Source organism: Hyella patelloides LEGE 07179, from assembly GCF_900659865.1.
GTDB lineage: Bacteria > Cyanobacteriota > Cyanobacteriia > Cyanobacteriales > Xenococcaceae > Hyella > Hyella patelloides.
Window position 1 is genome coordinate 1 of the sequence record NZ_LR214397.1, and the last position, 3,292, is coordinate 3,292.

Below are 3,292 nucleotides of genomic sequence, written 5' to 3' on the forward strand. Positions count from 1 at the left end.
GGTATTGGCGCTCGCTTCAAATGTTTGAGAATCTGTAATTCTACATCCATTGCCCTCTCTACCTCACAGCTTCTAAATATTTCTTCTATTGTAGTTCAAATTTCGGAAAGTGACAGAAGAGGGATATTTCTCTCTCAGAAATGACTGATATAGCAAAGCAGTTTGGTCATAAAACAGCCCAGGAGTCTCTCACTATTGTTGCTCAATCTCAAGAAACCAAGCAAATTATTGGAGTATTGCTGGCTAACGACTGGGGTGCAATATCGTCAGAAGAAATAATTTCCCCAACTGAGAAATTTAATCCAATCTTGGCATTGTTGGATGAATTAGACGCTCAATACAAACAAGGAAAAAGTATCGGTGTTAATGAATATCTACATCATGAATTTCTGGCAGTGAGCCAACAGCATAGAGGAAAAAACATAGCCCATAATTTAGTTGCAGTTGCGATCGAGAATGCCATCAAGAAAGGATATAAAACGGCTGTAGTTACAGCTAATAATCCGACTTCTCAACATATTCACAGAAAATTCGGCTTTCAAGATTGTGTTGAGATTCCATATCAGACATTTACCTATGAAGGTCAAAAAGTTTTCGCATCACTTGCAGGTAACTGCATTTTGATGGACAAATCTTTAATTTAGCTTTATTCGCGTAGCAAAAAAGGTTAATCAAATCTTTTATCAAAATAAAAAAAATCAAATACAGTCACGTCTTTACAACAACTTTTGAGGAGAATTATCATGTCATTTGCTAAAGCTTTTAAAATATCATTAGCGATCGCTTTATTTTCGATCTTTCTCGGATTTAATTCATTTTTTATTAAAGATACCTTTGCTGAACCAATATCAAACACCCAAACAGAAAAACTAGAATTTAAGCAGCTAATTGACCAAACCCATGCTGCTTGGAATAGCCATAATCCTGATGCTTTGTCCAAATTCTATGTCAAAGATGCAGATTTGATTTTTTACGATGCTTTGCCCATGCAATATCAAGGTTGGGATGAGTATAAACAAGGCATTCAAAAGAATTTATTTGATAAGATGCCGAAATTTATTCTTTCGGCTTCCGACGATCTCCACCTGACACAGCGAGATAACTTAGCTTGGACTACTTTTACATGGCATCTTTCGGCAGAATTAAATGATGGTACTCCCATAGAAACTGATGGTCGTCAAACTGATATTTGGGAGAAGCGCGATGGTGAATGGCTAATTATTCACGAGCATATTTCCGCGCCAGTATCTTTATAAACTTTGGTTTTGTTCATTCGGCGATCGCTTTTATTTGCCAAGAGAATCAACAGAAGAATTAATTACAATAGATAGTTATCTAATTTTTTTTTTGGCGCAAGTCTAAAGAGTCAAGCTTCATTAAAAATACAATCTAGTTTAAATAGTTAGTATAGATGATTATGATTGCATTTATTCTACCTGCACACTCCTATATAACTGAAGAACAGAAACTTTTTGTAAAGAAACTATATCTTAATATTAACAGTTATGTAGATCCTTTAGAGAAACATGGTTGTATTCAAATTTTTTATTTTTGTTTGCGATGTTATGAGAATAATACAGATATTCAGTTTCAACCATGAATGCAAAATTCAATTACGCTGAAGCACTTCAGAAATCATATTTATTTTATGAAGCACAAAGATCGGGCGATTTACCAGAAGACAATCGCATTCCTTGGCGTGGTGATTCTGCTCTCAACGATGGTGCAGATGTAGGTCGTGACTTAACTGAGGGTTATTACGATGCGGGAGACCATGTCAAGTTTGGTTTGCCGATGGCAGCAACAATAAACACACTTGCTTGGGGGGTCAGTGAATTTGGTAGCGCGTACGAAAAGATTGGTCAGCTTGACGAGGCTAAAGATGCTATCAAATGGGGAACAGACTACATCCTTAAAGCTTACGACGATAAAGGAACCGCAACTACTGCCGATGACGTATTCTACGGACAGGTCGGTAATGGAGGAGCAGATCATGCCTTTTGGGGTCCTCCAGAAAAAATGACGATGGAGCGACCTACCTATAAAATCGATGCCCAAAACCCTGGCTCTGATTTAGCAGGTGGTTCTGCTGCTGCTCTTGCCTCTGCTTCTATTGTCTTTCGCTCTACTGACAAAGCCTATGCAGATAAGTTATTAGCTCAGGCTGTAAAGCTGTATGAATTTGCTGAAGACTATAAAGGTAAATATACTGACTCCATCACTGATGCTGCAAATTTTTACAATTCTTTTAGTGGTTATATCGATGAACTGGCTTTAGGAGCTACTTGGCTGCATAAAGCAACTAAAGCAGCTGGTCAAACAGACTCTCAATATCTTGATAAGGCAGAGCAATATTTCCAAGAAACTAACGGTATCAAGAATGCGCCTTGGACTCACGACTGGGATGACAAAAAATATGGAACAGCTATCTTACTAGCTCAGGAAACAGGAGATCCTCAATATCAAGATCAAGTTGAAGGTTGGTTAGACCGCTGGATGGTAGATAAAAGTGAAGGAGGAATCCCTGAATACACAGAAGGCGGATTAGCTTGGTTACTTCAATGGGGATCTTTGCGCTATTCAGCTAACACAGCGATGCTTGCTGGTATCTATGCAAATACAGTGAACGATAAAGATGGTAAATACTCCAAGTTTGCCGAGCAGCAGATTAACTATATGTTGGGTGATAATCCTAATAATCGTAGTTATGTGGTAGGTTTTGGCGAAAATTCTCCCGAAAATCCCCATCACCGAGGAGCACACGGCTCGACTAACAATAATATCAATCAAGGCGAAACTGAAAATGTCCTATACGGGGCACTAGTAGGTGGTCCTTCTGCGCCTGACGATAATGCTTACAAGGATGACCGAACTGATTTCATCGCTAATGAAGTGGCGATGGACTACAATGCTGGATATACAGGAGCTTTAGCTTATCTAGTGGATCAATACGGTGGTACGCCATTGCCTGATAGTGAGATTCCTAAGCTATTCGATCCAAACAGTTCGGCACCTGACGACCCCGATCCTGACCCCGATCCTGACCCCGATCCTGACCCCGATCCCGACCCCGATCCTGACCCCGATCCTGACCCCGATCCTGACCCCGATCCTGACCCCGATCCTGACCCCGATCCCGATCCCGATCCCGATCCTGACCCTGACCCCGATCCTGGAAACTCCGAAGTAGATTTTGATATTACTAATGATTGGGGAAGCGGTTTCCAAGGAAACATCGATATTACTAATCAGAGTGACACTCCCCTCAATGGCTGGACTCTTGAGTTTGAGT

3 protein-coding genes are annotated in these 3,292 nt (G+C 40.2%); all 3 read left to right on the forward strand.

The annotated features are described in order from the left end of the window. Positions 1–140 precede the first annotated feature (140 nt). Entirely contained in the window at positions 141–644 is a 504-nt protein-coding gene (locus tag H1P_RS35140; RefSeq protein ID WP_144876396.1) for a GNAT family N-acetyltransferase, read from the forward strand. A 99-nt stretch (positions 645–743) separates the two neighbouring features. Beyond that, positions 744–1,256 carry a YybH family protein gene (locus H1P_RS35145; protein ID WP_144876398.1) on the forward strand — a complete coding sequence of 171 codons (513 nt, stop codon included), beginning with the start codon at positions 744–746 and terminating at the stop codon, positions 1,254–1,256. 340 nt (positions 1,257–1,596) lie between these two features. After that, positions 1,597–3,292: glycoside hydrolase family 9 protein (locus tag H1P_RS35150; protein ID WP_144876400.1), on the forward strand; the 1,696-nt coding region annotated here is incomplete at its 3' end.